At 66.2% G+C, this 17,842-nt stretch carries 18 protein-coding genes and 1 pseudogene; 2 read left to right on the top strand and 17 right to left on the bottom strand.

Translation table 11 applies throughout. The features are described 5' to 3' along the window. Positions 1–4 precede the first annotated feature (4 nt). The 13 genes from EST92_RS17370 to EST92_RS32230 form a co-directional block, all read right to left on the bottom strand. Entirely contained in the window at positions 5–1,639 is a 1,635-nt protein-coding gene (locus tag EST92_RS17370) for a hypothetical protein (RefSeq protein ID WP_254068876.1), read from the bottom strand. Continuing rightward, positions 1,620–2,801 (bottom strand): hypothetical protein, encoded by a 1,182-nt coding sequence (locus tag EST92_RS17365; RefSeq protein ID WP_254068875.1) that lies wholly within the window; start codon positions 2,799–2,801, stop codon positions 1,620–1,622. Before EST92_RS17365 ends, EST92_RS17370 begins: the two co-directional genes overlap by 20 nt. Positions 2,802–2,936: 135 nt before the next feature. Then, positions 2,937–3,275, bottom strand: a complete 339-nt coding sequence (locus EST92_RS17360) for a hypothetical protein (RefSeq protein ID WP_007447287.1) — start codon at positions 3,273–3,275, stop codon at positions 2,937–2,939. Positions 3,276–3,323: 48 nt separating this feature from the next. Continuing rightward, on the bottom strand, positions 3,324–4,316 hold the full coding sequence (locus EST92_RS17355) for a bifunctional lytic transglycosylase/C40 family peptidase (RefSeq protein WP_129281821.1): 993 nt from the start codon (positions 4,314–4,316) through the stop codon (positions 3,324–3,326). A gap of 10 nt (positions 4,317–4,326) precedes the next feature. Beyond that, on the bottom strand, positions 4,327–4,476 hold the full coding sequence (locus EST92_RS32240) for a hypothetical protein (RefSeq protein WP_254068874.1): 150 nt from the start codon (positions 4,474–4,476) through the stop codon (positions 4,327–4,329). Positions 4,477–5,400: 924 nt separating this feature from the next. Next, positions 5,401–5,838 carry a hypothetical protein gene (locus tag EST92_RS17345; protein WP_254068873.1) on the bottom strand — a complete coding sequence of 146 codons (438 nt, stop codon included), beginning with the start codon at positions 5,836–5,838 and terminating at the stop codon, positions 5,401–5,403. Positions 5,839–6,035: 197 nt separating this feature from the next. Continuing rightward, a complete protein-coding gene (locus EST92_RS17340) occupies positions 6,036–7,109 on the bottom strand; it encodes a DUF2637 domain-containing protein (protein WP_161981748.1) in 1,074 nt (357 codons plus the stop codon). A gap of 44 nt (positions 7,110–7,153) precedes the next feature. Beyond that, a complete protein-coding gene (locus EST92_RS17335; protein ID WP_129281817.1) occupies positions 7,154–7,573 on the bottom strand; it encodes a DUF6195 family protein in 420 nt (139 codons plus the stop codon). Between the two features lie 353 nt (positions 7,574–7,926). After that, entirely contained in the window at positions 7,927–8,568 is a 642-nt protein-coding gene (locus EST92_RS17325; RefSeq protein WP_254068872.1) for an ATP-binding protein, read from the bottom strand. A 943-nt stretch (positions 8,569–9,511) separates the two neighbouring features. Beyond that, on the bottom strand, positions 9,512–9,871 hold the full coding sequence (locus EST92_RS17320) for a hypothetical protein (protein ID WP_129281814.1): 360 nt from the start codon (positions 9,869–9,871) through the stop codon (positions 9,512–9,514). Between the two features lie 62 nt (positions 9,872–9,933). Then, positions 9,934–10,521: a WhiB family transcriptional regulator gene (locus EST92_RS17315; RefSeq protein WP_129281813.1), complete on the bottom strand. Its 588-nt coding sequence runs from the start codon at positions 10,519–10,521 to the stop codon at positions 9,934–9,936. Positions 10,522–10,578: 57 nt separating this feature from the next. After that, on the bottom strand, positions 10,579–10,953 hold the full coding sequence (locus tag EST92_RS17310; RefSeq protein WP_254068871.1) for a hypothetical protein: 375 nt from the start codon (positions 10,951–10,953) through the stop codon (positions 10,579–10,581). Then, entirely contained in the window at positions 10,953–11,108 is a 156-nt protein-coding gene (locus EST92_RS32230) for a hypothetical protein (protein ID WP_254068870.1), read from the bottom strand. The genes EST92_RS17310 and EST92_RS32230 overlap by 1 nt, the downstream gene beginning before the upstream one ends. A 534-nt stretch (positions 11,109–11,642) precedes the next feature. Between EST92_RS32230 and EST92_RS17300 the strand changes: the two genes are divergently transcribed. After that, positions 11,643–12,491: a helix-turn-helix domain-containing protein gene (locus EST92_RS17300; RefSeq protein ID WP_254068869.1), complete on the top strand. Its 849-nt coding sequence runs from the start codon at positions 11,643–11,645 to the stop codon at positions 12,489–12,491. 106 nt (positions 12,492–12,597) lie between these two features. Here the strand turns inward: EST92_RS17300 and EST92_RS17295 are convergent, their stop codons facing one another. From EST92_RS17295 to EST92_RS17275, 4 genes and pseudogenes are all read right to left on the bottom strand, one after another. Then, positions 12,598–13,758: an amidohydrolase family protein gene (locus EST92_RS17295; RefSeq protein ID WP_343283801.1), complete on the bottom strand. Its 1,161-nt coding sequence runs from the start codon at positions 13,756–13,758 to the stop codon at positions 12,598–12,600. Between the two features lie 36 nt (positions 13,759–13,794). Then, a complete protein-coding gene (locus tag EST92_RS17290; protein WP_343283802.1) occupies positions 13,795–14,919 on the bottom strand; it encodes an MAB_1171c family putative transporter in 1,125 nt (374 codons plus the stop codon). 8 nt (positions 14,920–14,927) lie between these two features. Beyond that, on the bottom strand, positions 14,928–15,479 hold the full coding sequence (locus EST92_RS17285) for a hypothetical protein (RefSeq protein WP_254068868.1): 552 nt from the start codon (positions 15,477–15,479) through the stop codon (positions 14,928–14,930). 842 nt (positions 15,480–16,321) lie between these two features. Continuing rightward, positions 16,322–16,516: pseudogene (locus EST92_RS17275) on the bottom strand (hypothetical protein); the annotation flags it as partial. A gap of 104 nt (positions 16,517–16,620) precedes the next feature. Here EST92_RS17275 and EST92_RS17270 point away from each other — a divergent pair. Beyond that, positions 16,621–17,364: an ISL3 family transposase gene (locus EST92_RS17270; RefSeq protein ID WP_254068867.1), complete on the top strand. Its 744-nt coding sequence runs from the start codon at positions 16,621–16,623 to the stop codon at positions 17,362–17,364. Positions 17,365–17,842: the final 478 nt, after the last annotated feature.

Here is a 17,842-nt window from a genome sequence, read left to right as displayed (position 1 = left end):
AGGGTCACTGATCCTTGCTGGGGTTCGGTCGTCCAGGGGCCTGGCCGCCCGAGGGCCGCGGAGGCGGCGGGGGTGTGACGGAGGGCCCGGAGCCCGAGGTGGTTCCTGATGCGGACGAGGGGGAGGCGGGCGGCGTCGGACCGGCGGTTCCCCGGCCGGGCGACGGCGGCGAGGGCGGTTGAGCCGTGCTCGGTGCCCCGCTGGCTCCCGGTGGGCGTCCGGCCGACGCGTGGCCACCGGCCGAGGACCAGTCAGGAGAAGAGCTGACGACAGGGTCGGATGTCGCTCCCTGGGGACGAGCGGCGGCCGGTGCACCGGACGTACCGGCGGTGTCATTGCTGCCCTGCTGGCCTTCGGGCTGATCGGGCTTGCCGCCGCCTGCGGCGTCGGTACCCTGCGCGCCCGGGGCACTGGTGGCCTTGTTCTTGGCCATGTCGACGCCGGCCTTGGCGACGGCTGCTCCGGCGGCGACCGGTCCGGCCACGGCCGTTCCGCCGCCCATCTTCGCGCCAGCTGTCTTGGCGCCCGCGCTCTTGGAGCCGCCGCCGACCAAGGAGTCCTGCACGCGGGCACCCATCGCGCGGTTGGCGTGCTGGCCGGGGCCGTCGATGGCGGCGGCCGGGCCGGAGGACTGGGCGTTCTTCCGGTCGTGGTGGAGCTGAGCCATTTCGTCGCCGAAGGCGGGCACCCACTTGTAGAGCGTGGCGGACGCGAAGACTGCCAAGAGCAAGATCAGCGCGCCGACCAGGGTCTTGGAGACCGCGTCGGACATGCTCCCTGAGGTGTCGCTGAGGACTGCGCCGCCAAGGCCCAGCAGGGCGAACAAGACCGGCTTGCTCAACCCGACGGCGAAAATGGCGCCGAACCACTTCTTGCTCTTGTTCCACAGGTCGCGGTCGACGAGCCCGGCGTTGACGATGGGCCCGAGCGCGACAGCCACGTAGATGGCCGCGCTGCGGATCAGCAGCTCGATCCACATCAACAGGGCGCCGCACATCATGATGAGGTTGACGACCAGCAGCTGCCCCACGCCCTCGGTGGGGTTCGCCGCCATGACCTTGAGGATGTTCTCCAGGAACGGCTTGAAGTTCGATGTTGCGTAGGGCTCGAAGATGGCCGTGACTTCGTCAATGGCCTTCATCAGCAGAGCGATCGCACCCGGCGTCATCGCGTTGACCACGAACTGAAGGAGAAGGAAGCCGATCGCCTCGGAAATCGCGGTGGTCACGGCAACTCCGCGGACCGCCCGCTTGGCCACGGCGATCAGCCACAAGGCAACGGTGAGCAGGCTGGAAGCGGCGAAGATGATCGCGTACTGCTTCAGGAAACCGGGGCTCGTGAGGTCGATCTTCGTGGTGTTCTGGATCAGTTCCAGCATCTTACGCAGGAACCAGATGTTCGCTTCCGCCAACTTCTGCAACAGGAACCCCAACGGGTCCTTGACGAAGTCGATGGCCGCCTTCGCCTCGCAGACCATCGGGATGTAGCAGAACGGGTTGGCCACCGCGGAGGGCACGAATACGAACCCGATGATCATGTTGACCATGGCCACCGCCTGGAGGCGGCGGCGCCAGCGGCCCGGGGTGCCACGCTCGATGGTCAGCAGGCCGGGGGCGTCGTCACGCAGTCGCAGGCGCATTGCTGGCACCCCCCACGTCCGCGAAGCTGTCGGCCGGGTCCGCCTCCTGCATCGCAGGCGGCGAAGGCACGAGCGGTTCGGACGGCGTGACGGCCGTCGTCTTCCAGGTGCCGTCCTCCCAGACCAGGTCCACGGTCATCCGCAGGAAGGCGACCTGCGGGCGCTGCGTCTCGTCCTTCCCGGCGACGCCGCCCACCGATGCGGTCCACAGCTCGACGCTCGCGGCCTGGTCGGAGTAGGAGATCGAGCGGGTAGCGAGCGCCGCGGTCCGCGTGATCAGTTCGCTTCCGTCGGCAGCCTTCCCGTCGGCACCGACCCCTCGGTTCTCCATGACCAGGCGAGCCGACGAGTCAGTGTCCGAGGTGACCGAGTGCAGCACACTCGGTGCTGCTGTGGCCGTCAGCATTCGGTGCCGCCAGTCTTCATTGGTGAAGAACCGGGGATCGCCGTAGAGCATGGTGGCGCTGACCGCAGCGGCGCGTGCGCCACGCTCACTGTGCCCGTACGGGGCTGGGAAGCCGCGCTGGTCCTCGGCGCCGCTCAGCACGGGGTCTTCTGCAGCGCCCGGAACGTAGTCGGAGAAGTCCCCCGGCACGTTGGACGCCTGCCGCACGTCGATCGGAGCGACCAGGCCGGTCGAGGCCGAACTGTCCTTCAACTTCCAGTCGTTCGACTCCCAGACCAGCGTGACCGTCACCGACTGGAAACCCGCCTGGGGCGTCGCGTGCCCGGCTGCGCTGCCGCGAACCGTCGTCGTCCACAGCCGGACCATCGCCCTCTGCGAGTCGAAGCCCAGGACGTGGGCCGAGAGGACACCGGTACGTGCGATGGCCTTCTTGACGGAGACCTTGGAGGCGTCGCCTCGAAGGGAGCTGACCGCGTCACCGGCGGTGTGGTCGGCCTTCTTCACTGCCGCACCGGCCGTTCCCTCGGCCGCCATGACCGACACCGCGCGGTGCCGCGCGTCCTTGTCCGTGAGGAACTGCGAACTGCCGGACACTATGGTGTAGTTGGCTGCCGCCGCCTTGGCTCCAGACCGCGTGTGTGGGTAGCCGACCGGGACGCCGTGCAGCTCGTGAACGCCCGCTTCGCTCGTCTGCGGAGTCGAGTGGGCGGTGGCTGACGCGGAGGGGACGGAAGCGGGCGGGGTACCCGTGGTCATGCTGACGATCACCCCGGCCGCGGTCACCACAGCCGCCCCTGCGGCGGCGATTCCCCAGAGCTTCGCCGACGGTCGGCGCGCTCCGGTGGACTCGGGGGAGGAAACCTTCCTCCGTCGGGATCGGGACGTCATGGGTCACACACCCATGCCGTAGGTGATGGCGAAGATGGTGCCGAAGGAAGCGACGAGGAAGACGCAGGTCAGGCCACCGACCATCATGCCCTTGCCGCGCGAGCTGTCCATCGTGGAGTGGCCCTCACCGAACCAGCCCTTGGACTTGCCGACACCGGCCAGGAACGCACCGGCCCCGACGACGAGGACGACGGCTGCGATGACGCCGAGGATCACCTTCGCCGTGCCGCCGAGCTTCCCGAAGGGGCCCCAGTCGGGCTTCACACCGGACACGACGTCGGCTCCGGCGGCGAGGGTGGTGTGCAGGGAGGGATCGGCAGCGGCAGACAGGAGGTTGTGCATGTTCAGTCCCTTAGTGCTTTAAGAGGTAAATGAGATGATTTGTGGCGATTAGCCGACGTGCCGCATCGCGATGATCTGCGGCGTCCAGAAACTGAGCGGTTTGATCCGCACCTGGGCGCCCGTGTGCGGGGCCTCGATGACCTGGTCGTCACCGATGTACATGCCGACGTGCTCAGGGCCCGCGCTGCCGGGGACGCTGAACAGCAAGTCACCTGGGCGGAGTTGGGACACGCTCTTGACGGCTGTCCCGGCGTGGACCTGGTCGTAGGTGACCCTCGGGAGGTTCACGCCAGCTGCGGCCCAGGCCATCTTGGTGAGCGACGAGCAGTCGCAGCCGCCGGCGCCCTTGTACGGCGAGGTACAGCTGCCGCCCCACTGGTACCAGGTACCCAGCGCGGTCTTCGCGGCGGAGATCGCGCGAGCGGCACCCTTGCCTGCCGGAGCGTTCGGCTGTACGGCATCGGCCCACTCCGAGGCCAACTGCCTGATGTTCCGCACGTAATCGCGGGTCTCGGCATACGGTGGGATGCCGCCGAACTTGATCACGGCGCCGCCACCTGCGTTGTACGCGGCGAGCATGTTGTCCGTTGAGTCCCCGGGCACCCCCTTGACCTCTTCGGCAAGCGTGCAGTCGTACTTCGCCTGCGCCGCGATAGCGTCGGCGGGGTTGCGGACGTCCTTGACCCCATCTCCGTCACCGTCGACACCGTGAGCGGCCCAGGTCTCAGGGGTGAACTGCGCAATGCCCTGCGCGATCGGGTTGCCGTCCTTGTCCTTGGACTCTGCTTTCGGGTTGAAGCTCGACTCCGTGTAGAGCTGAGCCGCCAGGAGCGAAGCCGTGACCTGGGGGCATTCGCCAGCGTGCTTGTTGATCAGCTCGCGGACCCAGCCTGGTACCGGCGCGTCCGTCTTGATGCCGCCGCCGGGACCGGTTTCCTGTGCGGAAGCACTGTCGGCCCCGCCGAACGTGGTCAGCATGGCGACACCGGCGATCAGCCCGGCCGTGACGAGTCCCAGGCCAACTTGCGTGCCCTTGTTCATCGCGGCCCCGTCACGCCCAGGGCAAGGCGGTGACGCGCCAGCCCTCGGAGGTGTGTTCCAGGCGGAGCGCGAGCTGTTCGCTGCTGCTTCGCGCATGCCCGGACTTCGGGGTGGTCGTGAGGGTGTAGCTCACGCGGACGAGAGCGGAGGAGGCCGTCACGGCGGGTGCACCGTCGGGGACGGTCGCTGACGTGATTTTGGCCGTCTGGTGCGCCTTTTCGGCCCGCAGGGCGGCCCATGCAGCGTCCTGGCTCGGACGCTTCTGTGCCAGAACGCCCGCCAGGTCCCCAGACGCGAGCCTGGCGGCCCGAGCGCCGGCGTCCGCGTACGAGTTGTCGGCTCCGTCGCGGGCGTCGTGCTCCGCGTAGGCCGCGGTGAAGGCACGCGCCGTCCGCTCGACGTCACTGGGGAGAGCGGTAGTTGCTGAAGTCTCTGTGACGTTCGTGCTCGGTGAGGCTGTATCCGGGATGCCTGCCGACACAGAGTGTGGCTGCGCTGTCGAAGCCGCGGTGTCGGGCTTGCCGCTGTTCGAGATGGAGCAGCCGGACGACAGGAGGACCAGCGACCCAGCTACTCCTATTGCGGTTGATATAGATATAAAACGGGTGGATCGAGGCATGCGGGGACCCCAACTTGGTGCAGGAGAATTCGGGAAGTGCGAGCGGCGCGGCCCCGCGGGGGCTGGGGGCCGCGCCGCTCCTTCGCAGGAGAGGGAATCCTCCTGCGGGCTCTACCGGCGATTGCCGGAGAATTTGAGAATCAGGCTGGAGCGTGTGGAGCTATCGGCCTGTCTCTTCTGCGGAAGAGTTCGATCGCGTATCGCGTCAGGTCGAATTCCGGATTCGGTTTCAGCTCGCGTACTTGTACGTGATTGCTCAGCGGGGAGCGTTACTCATATCAAGGTCATCAGCCCCTTGCGTGATTCGAGAAGGATCGCGAATAGATCTCCGCGGCCTGAAAGTGCCTTGTGGCGTTGGCCGTGCCTGAATCTTTGCAGAGGTTCGCGGACAACTCGAATCAGCAGAAAAGCCGGAACTTAATTCCAGGAATTAAGTTCCGGCTTTCGCGGTGGAGGGGTGCGGCCCTATACGGAATGTTGGTGCAGGTGCTCGATCGCCACGCCGAGCCATGGCGCGGCCGGGCCGGAGAGGAGCAGGGGCGCGCACACGTTGTACGAGAGCACGACCGCGGACGGCTCAGCGGCGATTCCGGACAGAAGCGCGTGGTCGAACGGCAGCCAATCACTGGTTCCCATCGGCAGGAGCCGCACGCCGACCGAGGTGAGCACCACTCGCGCCGCGGTGTGATCGCGCCACTGCGGAAGGGCGGAGTCCTCCGCCTCTTGACGCCGACGGGCGTCGAGGCGGCTGTTGTTCACCCACCGCCGGCCGAAGGTCGGGTGATCCTCGAAGTACCCACTCGTCGAGGACGGGTAGTCGACCTCCGTCCCGTAGAAGCGGGCGGCTGAGCACTGCGCGTCTGCGAAGGCGACTTCCTCGTCTGCGAGAGGAGGACCGTCCACTGGGACCGGCGTAAGTTCGCCGCCGCCCTGGAGGTGAAGCGTGAGTGCGGTGGCCGCCTGCGCGGCATTGGGCCGGGTCGTGTCCTGCCCCCGGTTTCGTCGGTGGAGCCACATGGTGGTCGTTCCTTCCTGATCAAGCGGGCTGCCCGGGGCCTCCATGGGGAGAACCAGAGTCCCCGGGCAGCCATGCGATGACATCACCAGAGCGCGCTGGAGGCGTCGGCGGGTGCCCGGCCTGCTGCCTCTTCCTCCTCCTTCAACCGAGCCAGCAGCACGCCCATGCGGTCGTTTCCGATCCGCTGATGTGCCCGGACGGCCTCCTTCACTGCGTCACGACTGATCCGTCCGGCCTTCTCGGAGGCGGCCCGTGCGATCGGAAGCAGATCCTCCAGCCACTCGTCATCGGCCTCCCGGTCCTGCGGGCATTCCGCGTCGTCCGGGACGGACGGCTTTTCTCCGTCCGCAGGGGTGCGGACCGCCGTGGGCCCAGAGGGTTGGGCGCCTGCCGGAACTGCTGCGGTCGGCGTGTGGTCCGCAGGTCCACCGCTTGGTCCGTCCGCAGTCCTGTCTCCCGTCTCCTCTTCGTCCGCTTCCGCGGGCGGGTGGGCCGCGGTGTCGTCCGTACGCGGTTCTTCCTCGGACTGAGTCTCGGCTTTCCGCAGGTCAACGGTTGCGGCGGCGGCGCCCTGCCGTGCGGACGGACGGCCCGTCAACGGCCGTGGAGGCATCGGCGCCGGTGCTTCCAGTGGACGAGGACCCGGCTGGACTGCGACGCGTTCGAGCGTTGGAGTCTCCTCGCGGACCGGTCCGGGACCAATGTCAGCCCCGTCCGGGACCGCCCGCTCAGCCGTCCGCGCCATCAGGATGTAGAGGTGGACCGAGCCCGCCAGCGCGAGGGGCGCGAGCATCGACAGCACACCGACGACGCTGTCCGTAAGGTGCAGCGCGGACCGTCCGGCCTGCGGAGAATCGTTCAACGTGATGGCGTGCAGAGCGTTCGCGCCAAGGCTCGCCCCGGTCGCCGCGAGGAACAAGAACCAGGCGTAAAGCCGCGCGGCGAACCGCTGGTGCCGAAGGAGCACGATCGCCCGCACGCCGTAGGCAATGAACCCGTCGATGAACACCGGGAACAGGTAGGACAAGATCTCCCTGGCGTGGATCGCGAGGGCGATCTGACGAAGTGCGTCGTACGAGAAGGCGAAGCCGGCCGCGCCGAGCAGGATGATCGCACTGCGGTCCCAGGCCGTCATTCCGTGCAGGCTGTAGCCCACCTGCCGTTCGGTCCTCGCCGCCGTGTCTATGTGCGCGTGTGACATCAGAGGTTGCCCCCGTCGCGCGGGTTGATGTCCTGCCAGGCAGGGGTCTGCGAGAGCAGCTGTCCGAGCTGTTCCAAGGACGTCACCTCGTACACATGCTGACTCGGGCAGCTCACGCACGAAATCCGCAGCAGAATGCGTTCCGTGCCGCCCTGGTCCGTGTAGTACAGCTCCAGGTGCTGACCTCCGGTCGTGTCGAGAGACGCGAAGGCTTGCAGGTGTTCCTCGAAGCTGAGGAGTCCCAGCACCTCCCAGTCGAGCGTGACTGCGGCGTCCCCCAGGAGGGTGCGTGCGTACTTCGACGCTGCGGTGATCGACCTCGGCCCCCAGGTGCGGAACGCGGCCTCCCGAGCGGTCTTGCGCCGCTCCTCTGCGGTGGTGAGGTGCTTGGCCGCAGCGAACATGATCGGGTGACTCATCGGGGGCCTTCCAGAAGATCGGTGATGCGGAGTGCGGTGCCGTCGCCGAGCTCGTTGGCGAGGTGGAGAAGGACATCCGCGTGGCACGGAGCATCAAGAGGGCATGTGCACATCAAATCGCGGCCCCCGCAGTGCTCGGGCGAAGCGCGCGGCGTAGTGGCGACCTACCGGGCCTCGGAGCGTGGCGGCGAATAGGTCCACGATCTCTGCTGCGTCCATGGGCGAGCCGAGGGCAGAAGGAGCCTGGTCTCCTGCCCTGAAGGGGTTCGCGAACCGGCTTCGGGGGCCAACGTATACACAGGGCGTGGACAACGCGGCAGCGTCTCGCGCCGCTCCACGGAGGCGGACGGGCATCAGGCAGCCCTCCCGCGTCGCCGATCCGTGCCGATCATCGGCACGAGGCTGGTCACCATCTCCGCCAGACGGCTTGCCACCCGCGCTCCGACGAAGTCGGTGAGGTCCGGCCCGTTGGCGTCGCGGGCTGGCAGGTTGGACGTGATGATCGTCGGCAAGCAGTGGTTGTACCTGTAATTGATGAGCCGGTACGTCACCTCCTCGGTCCACTCCGACGTCTTCGCCGTACCGAGGTCATCGAGCAACAGGTACTGCACCTCGCTGAGCTTCCGCAGCTCACGTTCGGCCGCACCCATCACCTGAGAGGGGCGCAGGTTGCCGTACATGTCCGCCGAGTTGACCGCGATCAGTTCGTATCGGTCCGGCCCGCCGGCCGCGATCCTTCGCAGAGCCCCGTACGCCTGGTGAGTCTTCCCCGTCCCGGTCAAGCCGGTGAGGAGCAAGGCACCAGCGGTGGAGCAGTCCGCAAGAGCGCGATCAGCCCACGCGGTGACCTCCGGGATCGTCGCCTCAGCGTCGCTGAACCGGGGAGGAGTCGCGGTCCGCCACCGGTTCAGGGCGTATTCGGCGCGGGCCCGACGATGCCATTCGCGGTCCCCCGGGTTCTCTCCCGGTGCGTCCGCGGCGGTGCTGTCGGACACCTGAATTCCTTTCGAGGTGAGTATCTGTTCCAGGCGGCGCATTGACCTGGCGCTGCCTACAAGTCCGGGCTCGGCCATGATCAAAATCCGTTCTGGTAAGCGCTGGGTTCGGCTGTGTTCTGGAACGGCGCCCAGCCTCCGGGCTGTCGACGTAGAGGGACGACATTTCCTTGCGATGTCTCTGTGGGCGCGTGTGACGGCAGGTCCGCCCAGATACGGAGCAGATAGCGGGCTGACTGCGGGGGGCGATCGGTATTCCAGCGCCGCGCAATCATCTCGACCAGCCGTTCGTTCCCCCAGCGGGCCACGAGAGCTGTTACCCGATCCCACTCGGAATCGGAAAGCCGCCATCCAACAAGCATTCCTGCATCGGTTATGGCTGTTACCAGTTCCTTGGCGCCGTCCGGAACCCTCACCGGCTCCTGCCCCGAGCGACGCTTTTCGCTGCTCGACGTAAGCGAGCTAGCTTGCTTAGGAGAGGTGGTAATACTCCCTACGGGAGTATTACCACCGCGCGCACGCGAGGAAGAAAGTTCCGGCTTTGAGGGCGCAGAGTTCCTACTTTCCGGGCCCTTGATGGTGCCCCCGGAACTATGTTCCCGGAACATAGTTCCGTCTTGATGTTCCGCGGTCGCAATTGTAGGAACTCTGTTCCTCTCCGGAGGTGCCACTCCGGCAGGGTCGTCGTGGAGGAGGATGGAGTATCGGTTTGGGTTGGAGGGGCCGCCCCCGCGCTCGTGGGTGAGTTCACCCAGTGCTGACAGTTCATTCACGCACTTGCGGACAGCGCGGCCCGTGAGACGGGTCCTGAGTGCGATTTCATCAGTGGTCGCAGTCGCGTGCCCTTGATCGTCTGCCAGGCAAGCGAGAGCGAGCAGGACGAGACGCGAGCCGTTGCATGACTTGGACTGCGACCAGACCAGTTCGGTCACTATGTCGCTCATCAGTAACTCCCGTCAGCGGTCGCTATTCGACGGGCGAGAGCAAGTCCGAAACACTGATCATCCTCGGGGATATAGCCGTTTTGATGCGGCTCGGGGGTGAGGTAGAGCGTTCCGGTGGGAAGGTAGTAGTCATGAGCAAGGCGCCAATCAGCGGTATTGCCGAACCCGCGCCTGATTACTTGTGCAACTCTTTCCTCGGACCGACGGTCGATGAGCATGCGGTAGAAGTCCGATTCGAAGAGGTGGGTAACAGACCGGCGCTCGGGATAGACCCGCACGAGTACGGCTGTAGGTGCAATTTCTCGGATCGCGGCACTGATATTCGTGTGCCGAAATCCGGAGGGGCTGTTCTGAAGCATGGGGAGAACTCCCGTGAACGCAGGGTCCGCCGTGCGGAAGGATCGTTTCCTCGGGAGCGGCGTCAGGCCGCGTCGGCAGCGACGCGGAGCGGGGGCCTGCCCTGCCCGGCCTGCGACTTTCGGTAGCGACGGGCGAGTTTCAGCAGATACTCGTGCGTTACGCCGAGCCCGCGAGCGACAGCGGCAGCGTCCAGCGAGGGATCAGTGGCGAAGCGCGCAATCACGGCGTCCCGGGCGGTCTTGCTCAGTACCGCGGTGCACCCTTGAAGCGCGCCTTCTACAGCTTTCTCGTTGACTCGCTCTTGCCATGCCCGCCGTAGCTCTGAACGCTCCGAGGCCAGAAGGCCGCCCCGGATTCCAAACTCGTCGTCATCCTTCAGGGATTCCACCAGGCACCGGGCAGCGACGGCCAACGGGCATGACGCGCAGAGATTACGTGGACGGTTGAGGTGAATTCCCAACTTGGCCTTCACCAAGTCCGGGTCTTCGCGTGGACCGTCACAGAGAGGGACGAAAATGTTGATGTCCTGGTTGGCGCATCGGGCGGATTCCGCCCAGTGCTTGCCCGGAGCCTTCTTTGACTCCCCTATGAGGGGCAGCCAATTTCCCTGGCGTGCAGCCTCGATGAGGCTGAATATGTCAGTGCTCATTTATATCTCGCGATGTTCACGGCGCCGCTTATTGTTGCAATCGGGCGCGAGAGGAGATCAGGAACGCTTACGAGAGCGCTTGGAAGGCTGAAGCGTCATCAGCTCCGACTCGTCATCCTTCTTGGTCTTTGCGCCAGGGTTGACGAAGTGCATGTCGGAAATCGCGTGGAGGTCGTCTTCCGTGAACTGAACGAACTTCCCGAACTTCCGGTGTGGGAGCGTTGATATGCGTTCACGGAGCCACAGCTCCGGAATGTTCAGCCGTTCAGCGGCTTCGCTGTATCCGATGTGCAGACGCTTGTCGCGGGAGTCCGTAGCCCGTTTGCTCAACAGGGCGTCCAGAGCGCCGGCTTGAGCCAAGAGGTCGACCACGGCAGCGAGGCCCTGCAAGTCCAGGGCCGGTCCCGCGTTCGCCGGTACCACGGCCGCCATCACGCTTCCAGCCCGCGCAGTTCAGCGGTCCGCAGGTCGAAGGCGTGCCCGCCGGAGGCCGCCCATCCGGCCTGGGGGAACGAGCGGATGATCCACCGGGCGATGGTGAGCGCCTTCGCCCGAGGGACACGAAGAGTGCGTCCTCGGTCGTTCATGGCGGTAAGCCCAAGGTGGGGCCACAGGGTCCGAGGACCCTGAAGACGCACCTGTACGACAGCAGCCTCAGGCAGCATGGACGCCAGTTGGGCCGCCAGTCGCTCGGCCGGGCCCGAAGGGATCTCCGCCTTCGGGTTGCAGTCCGTAGTAGGGGACATGCGACACTCCTCTATGTGGTACGCCGCTCCGTCGTGCCGTGCGAAAGGACACGGAGTGGCCGTGCGAGTGACCAGCGCTCCTGTGAGGGAGCCGCGGATCACGAGCTGTCTGGCGTCCGAGAGGTGCGAACTCTCGGACGCCGATGGCGTTTTGAGGGGAAGTGCCACGCCTGAGTGATGCGCGGCGTCCCCTCTCCACCAGACCGGTCCACGATGGGACCGCGGGTGAGCGAAAGCCGAGAGGGGTGCGAACCCTCTCGTTTTTCGCTAAACTGAAGCTATCGCGCATCCACTAAAAAGTCAACCAGTCGATGTTTCTTCGGTTCATCCAAAAACGAGGGTCAGATGCCAGCTCGACGCTTCGACAGAGCCCGTGTGCGCTCGCTACGTCGGGCCGCTGAGATCTCGCAGTCCGACGTGGCCTCTGGCGTCGGTGTGGGGGACTCGACGGTCGCAGGCTGGGAGCTTGGCTCCTCCATCCCAGACCAGGAGAAGCTTCCAGCGCTCGCGAGAGTGCTCGGACACCAGCTGGACGACCTCTTCCCCAGAGTCGGCCCGCCGGATCTCAAGGACCTGCGGTGTGACGCCGGCCTCTACCGGAAGGAGACAGCGGCGATCATCGGCACCAAGAGCGACGGCCCCGTGGCTGGAGCAGAGTCGGGCGTGCGGCGCCTCAGGGACAGGTACATTCCCGCCCTGGCGGACGCCTACGGGGTAACACCAGAAGAACTGAAGCAGGCTCAAGAGCGTTCGTTCGCGAAGGATCAAGACCGCGAGCAGGACCATGACGAGGCTGCCGCCGTCGAGGAGGTCCCTCGTACCCTGGCCGCGAAGATCACCCTGATTCTGGAACGCTCCTACCCGGCGGGCGCGCCAGGGGCAGAGGAGATTGCGGAAGCGGTGAACGCTCATGCGGGTGCTTCGGTCACCACGGCTGAGGAGATCGAGGATCTTCGATCCGGGAAGAAGGAAGACGCGGCCCCGGTCGTCCTGGAAGGTCTGGCTGAGTTCTTCCGGGTCTCACGTCTCTACTTCGAGCCGGCCGACGCTGTCCCCCTCCAGGTCTACGAAGGACTTCGGTTGATGTGGGATGTCAAGGAGGGGAAGGTGGGCCGGGTCCGAGCCCGTGGTCTCGGCGCGGAAGGACTGCCGGCCGGAGTCCTCTCGATCTTGAACGATCTCGCTGCCGAGCTGGAGAGGGCGGAGCGGGACGCGAACCGGTAGGGTCCGCTCCTCGGTCGCTCAGCTGACAGATGCTCCAACCCGGCGTAATTGCGCGGGCGGAGAGGTGGCTGGCTCACACGCTCCGGCCGCGCGGTGTCTTCCCCGCTCAGCTGGGGAAGGGGCGGCCCGCAGCCAGGACGAGGCGGACGTCCCGTAGGGCATTGAGATCGGCGAGCGGATTGCCGTCGACCACCAGGACGTCAGCGCGGTACCCCTCGGCCAGCCGTCCGGTGTCGGAGCCAATGCCCAGAGCGCCCGCGGCGTCTGCTGTGGCCATATCGATGATCTTCCAGAGCGGAATGCCCAGGTACTGGTAGAACTCCAGGCTGTTGACGAACTTGTCGAACACGGCGCGCGTCACGCCGGCGTCTGTACCCGCGATCATGGGGACGTCCAGCTCTGCCATCCACCGCATCGACGTGAACAACTGCTCGGCACGCTCATGGCCGACCCGCTCGGCGAAGGCACTCCAGTTGGGGCTGGTGGCCGTGCAGACGTGAATCCCAGCGGCCTTGATCGCGGCGACCAGGTCCTCGCGGAGGTCGAAGCCGCCGTCCTCAGCCATCCACGTGCAGTGCTCGATGGTGTTCACCCCGGCGGCGACGGCCGCCTCGATGCCCGCCGTTCCATGAGCGTGCACAGCCACCGGCAGACCTGCCTGCCGGGCTTCCTCAACGATCACACGGAGCTCTTTCGCACTGAACTGGGACTGCCAGATCACGGGGCCGCCCTTGGTAAGGCCGCCGCCGGTCGCCATCACCTTGATGACGTCGGCCCCGGCCTCGACGTTGCGGCGGACCAGGGCCCGGATCGCGTCGGTCCCTTCGACCTCGCCGCCAAAGAACCAGCAGTGCCCGCCGGGGGAGGTCAGCGGCGTCGTCGCGGACAGGATCCGAGGGCCGGGCAGGGACCCGCTGGCGATCGCATCGCGCAGTCGAACGGCCAGGGCGTCGCGGTCGCCGAGGTCGCGCACCGTGGTGACACCGGTGGAAAGCAGCTGGCGGGCCCGCTCGGCCATGTCCTCCAGCAGGATCTCGTCGTCCGCATCCTGGAGGGCGGCAACGGGGTCCGAACTCGCGTCGAACGCGAGGTGGACATGGGAGTCGATGAGCCCCGGCAGCACCGTGCTGTCCGGGAAGTCAAACCTGATCGCACCCTGGGCTTGTTGCCTACCGACGGAATCGCGTGGTCCGACTTCCGCGATGACGTCGTCGCGAACAAGGACCGCTCCGTCCTCGATGCATTCGCCACCAGGCCCGGTGATCACTCGGGCGGCCGTGATCAGTAGGTCAAACATGGAGTCCTATCCGTGGGCTGTGAGGGCATCGGAGAGCGCTACCAGCTGACGCGCGTCGGCGTCGAGGCTGTGCTCCTCAGGCAGAGCGACGGCGATCACCTGCGCCGGTGCCGCCTCGCCGGCCGCGCGAGCAGTCAGGGCGGCCTGCAAGGCGTGGCGCAGATGGGCTGCCACGGCCTCGGGTCCGGTGCCGTCCTGCACGCCCCGCTGCGCGAGGTAGGGGCTCACCCTGACCAGGCCGTCGCGGCACTCGACGACCCGACGGTAGTAGTGGCGGTGCACGGCGCGCAGGGCCAGGCGCTCGCGCCACGAGCCGGCAGCCGGCCCACGATTGAGCACGTCTTCCGGGAACCCTTCGTGCAGAAGCTGCCAGAGCGGACCAAGACGCCGGTAGCTCCTGCGGTGCTGACGCCAGATCTTGAACGCCGCTGCACGCTGCATCACGCCGGGGTAGCTCAGACCGGCGATGAAGGCTGGCACCGCGAGCGCGAAGAAGGTGCTCGCGGCGGTGTGCAGAGCGGTGGGTATCTCGCCGCCGCTCCATCCAACCGCGTCCATCGCGACGCGGCAGGAGTTCGCCAGCGCCATGCCGGTCAAGGAGCCTGTGGTCAGCCAGAGCCCGATTCTGGCAGGACCGCCCGACATACGGGCATACCGCGCGGTCCACCAGGAAGTGGTGCTGAACGCGTGGACCAGGTACAGCTGAGCCGTCAGGTAGAAAATCGCGACCTGCGGGGTGTGCAGCTCGTCCGGGGTGTAGGGCTGCCTGCGCAGTCCGGCCGGTGTGGCGAACGTCGCTGCGGTGATGACCAGCATGGTTACCAGCAGTGGAACGGCTTCCAGCCGGGCACGGCGCCGAGCCCGAACGCGGTCCGCAGCCGAGTACAGGTAGAAGGCGAGGAGGAAGTAGACACCCGCCAGCAGCGGGACGTTCGAGGCCAGGAGAGCCGTGCCGGCCGCGGTGTCGTTCAACGCGTTCTTCACGGGAGGGAAACCCATGGCGAACGACACTGCCAGGCAGACGAGGCAGAGAGTGACCGCGCGGAGGGTATGGTCCCGAGGAGCCCGAGAGAGCTGGTAGACCTTCCAGCACACGGCGAGGAAGAACAGCCCCGCGGTGGCGTACATCATGGCGTTCACTACAGCCACCCTCGCCTGTCACCGAGAGCCGCTTCGATCCGCTGGAGCGACGGATCACTGGCTCGGCGCGGAGTCACCTGGTCCAGGACTGAGGCCCACTCCAGGATGATCGTGGCGACAAGTTCAGCCTCGCGCTCTTCCTTTTCCTCGTAGGAGGTGCGCCCCATCACGCGGGTCACCAGTCCCGGACAGTGTGCACCCAAAGCCTTCCGCAGGATGTCGGCATCCACATCGATGCCTTCATGGCCAGCCAGGATGTGGCCCACCTCGTGCAGGATGATGTGATCTTGATGAGTTCTGCTGGTTTCGCGCTGGTAGAGGATCACGTCGCAGTTCTTGCCAGTCGGCTCGAACCACAGCCCCGAGGGTCCCGGCTTGGGAAACGAAGCTTCTCTCAGGTACAGGGGCCGCCCGCGTCGCTCGCTGAGCGCCTGGCAGAGCTCGTCCACGTCGAGCGGGGGAGTGACGTCGAGGTCTCGCAGCTCGCGCCGAATCAGCCGGTGCAGGTCCCTCTCCGCAATTCGACTCGCGCATGCGCGCTGGAGCTCCAAGAGGCGCCTGATTCTCGTTCCGCCGCGAGTAAGCGTGCCGGGCTCAGCCGCTTCCCCGCGGCTCTTCCCTGACCACATTGAGCAATCCCTCCAACCCGCAAGTGATGGCTCCCACGAGCCGGGCGACACCGCGCCTAAGTCGATGACGTTCGGTTCCCGGCGCCGGAAACGACCGCAGCCGGATGAGCCTGCGCTCCACCAACCACCTCGTAGAGGTTGTGGGATGCGGTGGCATCCAGGGGCCTCTTGCCTACTCGGCAGTCACGTACGCGAACGCGCACTGAGACCCGAGGGGGCGGCCCCGCGGAGCTTCCGGGAACCTCTTGGACAGTACGTGACGCTTCCGACATGTCATGGCCTAAAAGTAATGATCGATTCGCGTGGTCCGCAGGTGACTGTGAGCGCCGAAAGCGGCTCAAAGCGACCATGTTCAATGTCGTACAACGCCTTGAGCTGCGACTTTATGTCCTGGCGTGAACGGGCCAACCTTCGCGAAACGTCGGTGGCTCCGTTATTAATCCGATACTTTTGACGGTGGGAGCTCTTTCGTAAATGGTTGCGAACCGGACAAAAGCGTCGCTCGGAGGGTTTGTGGCGGCGTTCACTTTGGGGCAGTTCGGGCAACTGGCATGTTTGCGCTTTCAGCCATGTCGAACGCCATATCAGTCCAGCCGGACGGCTACCTGGAGTTCTGGAACGAGTGACACCTGTGCACGTTGACTGCGATGCGCCGCGATGGTCGACCGCATGTCGTGCCCGTTGGCGTGACCGTGGACGCTTCCGCTGGAGTGGCCCGAATTATTACCCGCAAATGTCGGCGGCGGGTGAATCGTGGTTCTGGATCACTTTTCGTGCAGCGCTGACGGACGGTCACGGACCCGATTCGGCTGTGGACGGTCACTGGCCAGCAGGACGCGCTTGCGTAGCAGCGCCAGGCCGGCCCGGCCGAACATCTGCCGCTTCAGCATCTTGATCCGGTTCACCTGCCCCTCGACCGCCCCTGAGCTGAACGGCAACGTCAGGCCCGCCTCCACCGCCCGCAGATCACACCCGATCCCGTTCACGAACGACACCAGCTTCTTGTGATCACTTCCGGTCCTTCCCGGCGCTGCCGCCTCTGTGTGTTTGATGATCAAGACCCGTGAGTGATGTGGAGATAGAGGATGTCCTGTTCGCCGACCTGGACGGCCTGCAGGTCGACGAGGTCGAACTCAGCGAGGACGCGGTCAGCGTGACCGCCCGCGCGTGCGCGGGCGAGGCCACCTGCCCGGCCTGCGGAACGAGGTCCCGGCGAGTCCACAACTGCTACCAGCGCAGCCTGGCCGACGCTGCGGTGGGCGGTCGGCCGGTGGTCGTGCACCTGCTGGTCCGGCGCTTTCGCTGCCCGGCGGCTTCGTGCCCGCGGACGACGTTCGTCGAGCAGATCGACGGACTCACCTTCCGGCACGGGCGGCGAAGTCAGCGGCTGCACACGGTCTTGCAGACGGTCGCACTCATGCTGGCTGGACGAGCCGGCGCCCGGCTGGCCGCCGTGCTCAGCGCCGTCGTCAGCCGCTCCACCCTGCTACGGCTGATCCACGCCCTGCCGGACCCGTCGGCCGTGACGCCGCGCGTACTCGGCGTCGACGACTTCGCCCTGCGTAAGGGCCATGTCTACGGCACCGTGCTGATCGACGTCGAGACCCGCCGCCCGATCGGCCTGCTACCCGACCGGGAGTCGGTGACCCTGGCCCGCTGGCTGTCCGAACACCCCGGCGTCGAGATCATCTGTCGCGACCGCGCCAGCGGCTACGCCGAAGGCGCCCGCCTCGGCGCCCCGGACGCCGTGCAAGTCGCAGACAGATGGCAGTGCGCCATGAGGCGCCTTGTCGTATCCCCGATTTAATCGGGAAGAATTTGGAGGGAGATTCTTGGGTCCGATGGCTTACCTAATCCGGAAACGGTGATGGGGACCGCAGCATGCCAGAAAATCGACGGCCGGGCTCAGGTATTGGAGACGGGGCGTCGAGGGACCCGCGTGACACGGTGAAAGCTGGATTGCCTGAATCCCGATCTCCAGAGGACTGAAGGTCAAGTCCGCCGGAAAGATACCTGACACCGGCGCCGCGCCCTGCATCGGCTTTGTGCCATATCCGATGCAACCTCCGGAGCGCGGAGCGATGCCCAGCGAGGGCATTCAAGGAGATGAGTGGGGCACCTACATCACGCTAGGACGTACGACAAGGACGAACATGGGATCGCCTAAGGGAAGAGATCTTCCTATGGCGACGGAGGCCCCGTAGTAGTCAATGCCACGTAGTTAAGAAACGGCGAGGATCTTGATGTCGGGTGGACCGGAGTGGTGGACGGTGGTTTCGGTTCGG

Origin of the sequence: Streptomyces sp. TM32 (genome assembly GCF_004122755.1) — a bacterium.
Lineage (GTDB): Bacteria > Actinomycetota > Actinomycetes > Streptomycetales > Streptomycetaceae > Streptomyces > Streptomyces sioyaensis.
The sequence above is the reverse complement of the archived record's forward strand: the minus strand, read 5'-3'. Positions and strand labels throughout refer to the sequence as shown.